The following is a 6,000-nucleotide window of genomic DNA, read 5'->3' on the forward strand; positions in this document are numbered from 1 at the left end:
TTGCTACTCACCGTGACTGATCGACATGCGCAGCGTGTCGGCCCATGTGAATCTGGTCGAGGCCCCACCAGAGGGGCCAAACCCCTCACCCTCTACGGGAGTGAACCCACATGGGTATGAAGGACCAGTTCAAGGACAAGACCAACGAGCTGAAGACCCAGGGCAAGCAGAAGGGCGCCCAGCGCGGTCAGCAGCCGGCCCAGCGCGGTCAGCAGCCGGCCCAGCGCGGTCAGCAGCAGGGCGAGCGCGCCCGCCAGAACCTGCGGGACGTCGACGAGTCCGAGCACGACATGCGTGACCGCATGGACATGGACTACGACGCCTGACGCCGGCGGTCCGAGCGGAAGGGGTGCCCCCGGCGGGGGCACCCCTTCTCATGTCCGCGGCGGCAGCTTCGGACGCGACCGGTCTGGCACGTCGCTGTAGTCCGGCGGGGCCGCCGCCGGGTTGGTGGTCAGCAGGTCCAGGGCCAGCTGCACCGCGTCGTCCATCTGCGCGTGACGGCCCTCGGCCCAGTCCAGCGGGGTGCGCAGGATCTCCAGGTCGGGAGCGACGCCGTGATTCTCGACGGACCAGCCGTAGGCGTCGAACCAGGCCGCGTTCATCGGCACGGTGATCACGGTGCCGTCGCCCAGCCGGTGCCGCCCGGTCATGCCGACCACACCGCCCCATGTGCGCTGCCCGACCACCGGACCGAGCCTGAGCAGCTTGATGGCCGCCGTGATCATGTCGCCGTCGGAGGAGGTCGCCTCGTCGGCCAGGGCGACGATGGGGCCGCGCGGCGCGTTCGAGGCGTACGACACCGGCTGCGCGTTCCGCGTCAGGTCCCAGCCGAGGATGGTGCGGGTCAGCTTCTCGATGACCAGCTCGCTGATGTGCCCGCCCGCGTTGCCGCGTACGTCCACGATGAGCGCGGGCCGGGACACCTCCATGCGCACGTCGCGGTTGAACTGGGCCCAGCCCGAGCCGCCCAGGTCGGGGATGTGCAGATAGCCGCACTTGCCGCCGCTCAACTCCCTTACGACCTGGCGGCGTTTGGCCACCCAGTCCTGGTAGCGCAGCGGCCGCTCGTCGACGAGGGGGACGACGGCCACCCGCCGCGCCGGGCCCGCCTCGCCCTCCGCCGGGGTGAACGTCAGCTCCACCGTCGTACCGCCCGAACCCGCCAGCAGTGGATACGGGCCCGTCATCGGGTCTACCGGCCGGCCGTCCACGTGGGTGAGCACCGCGCCCTCCCGGATGCCCGTGCCGGCCAGCGGGGAGCGGGCCTTGGAGTCGGAGGAGTCGCCGGGCAGGATCCGCTTGATCAGCCAACTGCCGTCCCGGCATACCAGGTTGGCGCCGAGCAGGCCCTGCGGGCGCTGGTAGTGCGGCGGTCCCTCGTTGCGCCGGGCGGGCGAGACATAGGCGTGGGAGGTGCCCAGCTCGCCCAGCACCTCGCGCAGCAGGTCGGCGAACTCGTCGGGGGAGTCGACCCGTTCGACCAGCGGCCGGTACTGGTCGAGGATCGCGTCCCAGTCGATGCCGCACATGTGCGGCTCCCAGAAGTAGTCCCGGATCAGACGGCCGGCCTCCGCGTACGCCTGGCGCCACTCGGCGGGCGGGTCGGCCTCGTGCAGGATGCGGCGCAGGTCGATCCAGGTCGTGGTGTCGCCGTCGCCGGGCTCGGTCGCGGGGACGGCCCGTAGGTCGCCCTCGTCCATGACCACCAGCCGTGTGCCGTCGCCGCTCACCGAGAACCAGTCGAGATGGTCGACGAGTTGGGACTTCTTCGCCTTGGTGAGGTTGAAGTACTCCAGCGTGGGCCGCTCACTGGGGTCGTTGGGGTTCGCGAACGTCTCGCCCAGCGCGCCCGAGATCGGCCAGCGCAGCCAGACCAGGCCGCCGCCGGAGACCGGCAGCAGCCCCGAGTACTTGGAGGCGGAGACCGGGAACGGGGTGACCCTGTTCTCCAGCCCCTCGACCTCCACGGTCACCGCGCCGCCCTCGCCGGTCTCCTCGTCCTCCACGGGATCCAGCCCCCCGGCGGCCGGCCGGCCCTCGGGGTTCAGGGCGAAGGGGGAGGGGGTGGCCGAGGACAGCGGGACCAGGTACGGGCGGCAGCCGAGCGGGAAGGACAGGTCGCCGGTGTGGACGTCGTACACCGGGTCGAAGCCGCGCCAGGACAGGAACGCCAGATAGCGGCCGTCCCGGGTGAAGACGGGGTTCTCGTCTTCGAAGCGGCCGTTGGTGACGTCCACGACCAGTCGGTCCGGCTGTCCGGGACCGGAGATACGGGCCATCTTGATCTGCCGGAGCGACCGGCCGATCCCGGGATGCGACCAGGTCAGCCAGGACCCGTCCGGCGAGAAGGCCAGGTCCCGCACCGGGCCGTTGATGGACCGGATCAGCTCGGTCACCTCGCCGTTCGAGTCCTCGCTCGTGTCGATCAGCAGCAGCCGTCCGTCGTGCGAGGCGATGGCGAGGCGCTCACCGAGCGGGTCCGAGACCAGTTCCAGGACCCGGCCCAGTTCGCCCGAGGCCAGCCGGCGCGGCGCACGGTCGCCGCTGGCGCGGGGCAGATGGGCGATCTCGATCGCGTCCTCGCCCCCGGCGTCCGTGACGTAGGCGACCTGGCCGGTGGAGCCCAGCATCTCCGGAAGCCGGACCCGGACACCGGGCGTGTCCGTGATGGTGCGTGCCGGACCGTCGCGATGGGTGAGCCAGTGCAGGCTGCCGCGTACGACGACGGCGCTGGCCCGGCCCGTCTCGTCGACCGAGAGGCCGTCCACGTGCTGGGCGGCCGGCACCTGGTACCTGCGGCGTCCCGCGCGGGCGCCGGACAGGCGGACGTCCAGTTTGCGCGGCACCGAGTCCGGGGAGAGGTCGTCCACCAGCCACAGGCCGCCTGCGCACTGGTACACCACCCGTGTGCCGTCGCTCGAGGCGTGCCGGGCGTAGAAGGCGTCGTGGTCGGTGTGGCGGCGCAGGTCGGAGCCGTCGTGGGCGCACGAGTAGAGATTGCCGATGCCCTCGTGGTCGGAGAGGAATGCGATGCGGCCGCCGACGAACATGGGGCAGGCGAGGTGGCCGCCGATGTCCGGCAGCAGCCGCTGCCCGTGCAGCCACAGGCGGCCCGTCGCGCCGCCCCGGTAGCGCTTCCAGGCGGCGGGTTCGTGCGGCGGGGTGCCGGTCAGGAGCAGGGTCCGGTGCCCCTCGTCGAGGTCGGCGACCTGGATGTCGGAGACCGGGCCCCAGGGGAGCTTGCGGCCGGGGTCGCCGTCGGTGGTGACCTTGTAGGCCCAGGTGAAGTAGGAGAAGGGCTGGCTGTGGGAGGCGACCGCGAGGATCTCCCCGTCCGGTGTCCAGCCGCACACCTGGGTGTCGGCGCTTCCCCAGTACGTCAGCTGCCGCCCCGGCCCGCCGTCCACGCCGACCACGTGGATCTCGGGCACCAGGCTGCGCCAGCTCGTGTACGCGATGTGGCGGCCGTCGGGCGAGAAGCGCGGGTGGCCGGTCTTGGTGCGGTCCACCGTGAGCCGCCAGGCGCGGCCCGGGGCGTCGAGGGGGGCCAGCCAGAGGTCGTCCTCGGCCACGAAGCACAGGAGTTCGCCGCTGAGGTGCGGCATGCGCAGATAGCTCACCTCCCCATGCTTTTCCGGGGGATGGAGCGGAGCAACTTGTGAAATATCCGTACGAGGGTTCCGGACGTGACCCAGCACACGTACGAAACTGTTTCGTTTCGCAGAATGGGTGCGCTACATTCGTCACGTACGAAACCGTGTCGTTCGGAGTGGGAAGGTGGGAACGATGACCGAGGTCGCCACGGCGCGCCGCAGTCGTATCACCCCCGAGCGCGAGGCCGAGCTGTACGAGGCCGTGCTCGACCTGCTCCGCGAAGTCGGCTACGACGCCCTCACCATGGACGCCGTGGCCGCCCGTACGCGGTCCAGCAAGGCGACGCTCTACCGCCAGTGGGGCGGCAAGGCGGAGCTGGTGGCGAAAGCGGTACGCCACAGCAAGCCGGGCGGTTCGGCCGACGAGGTCGACACCGGGTCGCTCAAGGGCGACCTGCACGCCCTCACGCTGCGCTCGGACGACTGCGAGATGGAGCAGAACTCCGCACTGATGCGGGGACTGGCCATGGCGATGCACGGCAACCCGGACCTCCTCAAGGCGTTCCGGGAGCATCTCATCGAGCCGGAGATGGCGGAGTTCCGCCGTGTGATCCAGCGGGCGATCGACCGGGGAGAGGTCCACGCGGACAACCCGGCGATCGGGTTCGTGATGCACATGATGATCGGCGGGTTCGCCGCTCGCACACTGATCGACGAGCAGCCGCCGACGCAGCAGTTCCTGCTTTCGTACATCGACGCCGTGGTCCTCCCCGCCCTCGGCGCGCCCACCCACTGACAAGTCCCCTCAGCCCCACCTGACGTCACCGCTCACGTCGTCGGGCCGGTCACCCCTGCCACCCACGGGGTTGATCACCCCTGCCCTGAACACCCCACGACTGACCGGGAGTACGCCCTCGTGGCCACGTACCTCTACAAACTGGGCCGACTCGCCTTCCGGCGACGGCACTTCGTCGCCCTCATATGGGTGGCGCTGCTGACGCTGGCGGGCGTCGGCGCGGCGAGCGCCCCCGCGGCCGGCAACAGCTCCTTCTCCGTCCCCGGCACGGAGGCCCAGAAGGCCTTCGACCTGCTGGAACAGCGCTTCCCCGGCATGACCGCCGACGGCGCCACCGCACGTGTCGTCTTCAAGGCGCCGAGCGGCGAGAAGATGACGGCCGCCGCCAACAAGAAGATCGTGAAGAAGACGGTCGCGGAGCTGAAGGACGGCTCCGAGGTCGCCTCGGTCGCCGACCCCTACAAGACCGGGGCCGTCAGCAAGGACCGCACGATCGCCTACGCGTCGGTGCGGTACAAGGTCTCCGGCATGGAGCTGGAGGACTCCACGCGCGACGCCCTCAAGGAGGCCGCGCAGGACGCGCGGGACGCGGGGCTGACCGTCGAGGTCGGCGGTGACGCCCTGAACGCCGCGCCCGAGACCGGCGCCACCGAGGTCATCGGCATCGCGATCGCCGCGGTCGTCCTCGTCATCACCTTCGGCTCGCTGCTCGCGGCCGGACTGCCGCTGGTCACCGCCCTCATCGGTGTCGGCATCGGCGTCTCCACCATCGCCGCGCTCGCCAGCGCCCTGGACCTGGGCACCACCACCTCCACCCTGGCCTCGATGATCGGCCTCGCCGTCGGCATCGACTACGCGCTGTTCATCGTCTCCCGCTACCGCGCCGAACTGGCCGAGGGCCGCGAGCGCGAGGAAGCGGCCGGGCGGGCGGCCGGCACGGCGGGCTCCGCGGTGGTCTTCGCGGGCCTGACCGTGGTGATCGCCCTGGTCGGCCTGTCCGTGGTCAACATCCCGATGCTGACCAAGATGGGTGTGGCCGCCGCGGGCACGGTCGCCATCGCGGTCCTGATCGCGCTCACCCTGATCCCGGCGCTGCTCGGCTACGCCGGCCGCAGGGTCCGGCCGGCCGGCGAGAAGAGCAAGCTGCTCGGCGGCGGCCGCAAGGACAAGCACCCCCACAAGGCCGGCCGGCCGAACATGGGTACCCGCTGGGCGAGCTTCGTCGTGCGCCGCCCGGTCGCCGTCCTGCTGCTGGGCGTCGTCGGCCTCGGTGCCGCGGCCGTCCCCGCCGGCTCGCTGGAGCTGGGCCTGCCCGACGACGGCTCCCAGCCGACGTCGACGACGCAGCGCCGCGCCTACGACCTGCTCTCCGAGGGCTTCGGGCCCGGCTTCAACGGCCCCCTGATGGTCGTGGTCGACGCCAAGGACAGCGACCATCCCAAGTCCGCCTTCAAGGAGGTCGGCAAGGAGATCAAGGGGCTCACGGACGTCGTGACGGTGACCCCGGCCGCGCCCAACAAGGCCGGTGACACCGCAACGATCACCGTGATCCCGAAGTCCAAGAAGTCCTCGGCGACCACCGAGGACATGGTGAAAGCGATCCGCGAC

Annotated in this window: 4 protein-coding genes; 3 read left to right on the forward strand and 1 reads right to left on the reverse strand. The window is 71.1% G+C overall.

Features of this window, described 5'->3' with window-relative positions; translation table 11 throughout:
* The first annotated feature begins 110 nt into the window (after nucleotides 1-110).
* On the forward strand, nucleotides 111-326 hold the full coding sequence (locus ACFW2E_RS07025; RefSeq protein WP_384462586.1) for a hypothetical protein: 216 nt from the start codon (nucleotides 111-113) through the stop codon (nucleotides 324-326).
* Nucleotides 327-374: 48 nt separating this feature from the next.
* On the opposite strand, the gene ACFW2E_RS07030 is transcribed toward ACFW2E_RS07025, so the two are convergent.
* Nucleotides 375-3,623 carry a S41 family peptidase gene (locus ACFW2E_RS07030; RefSeq protein WP_384462589.1) on the reverse strand — a complete coding sequence of 1,083 codons (3,249 nt, stop codon included), beginning with the start codon at nucleotides 3,621-3,623 and terminating at the stop codon, nucleotides 375-377.
* 166 nt (nucleotides 3,624-3,789) lie between these two features.
* On the opposite strand from ACFW2E_RS07030, the gene ACFW2E_RS07035 reads away from it, so the two are divergent.
* Both ACFW2E_RS07035 and ACFW2E_RS07040 read left to right on the forward strand, forming a co-directional pair.
* Nucleotides 3,790-4,392, forward strand: a complete 603-nt coding sequence (locus tag ACFW2E_RS07035; protein WP_384462592.1) for a TetR/AcrR family transcriptional regulator — start codon at nucleotides 3,790-3,792, stop codon at nucleotides 4,390-4,392.
* Nucleotides 4,393-4,512: 120 nt separating this feature from the next.
* Nucleotides 4,513-6,000, forward strand: a 1,488-nt coding sequence (locus tag ACFW2E_RS07040; RefSeq protein ID WP_384462595.1) for an MMPL family transporter, incomplete at its 3' end; no start/stop codon positions are given.

Source organism: Streptomyces sp. NPDC058964 (assembly GCF_042741275.1).
In the GTDB taxonomy this organism is placed as follows: domain Bacteria; phylum Actinomycetota; class Actinomycetes; order Streptomycetales; family Streptomycetaceae; genus Streptomyces.

Coding starts and splice junctions, on each gene's coding strand:
- ACFW2E_RS07025 (WP_384462586.1), top strand. CDS start 111: ATGGGTATGAAGGACCAGTTCAAGGACAAGACCAACGAGCTGAAGACC.
- ACFW2E_RS07035 (WP_384462592.1), top strand. CDS start 3,790: ATGACCGAGGTCGCCACGGCGCGCCGCAGTCGTATCACCCCCGAGCGC.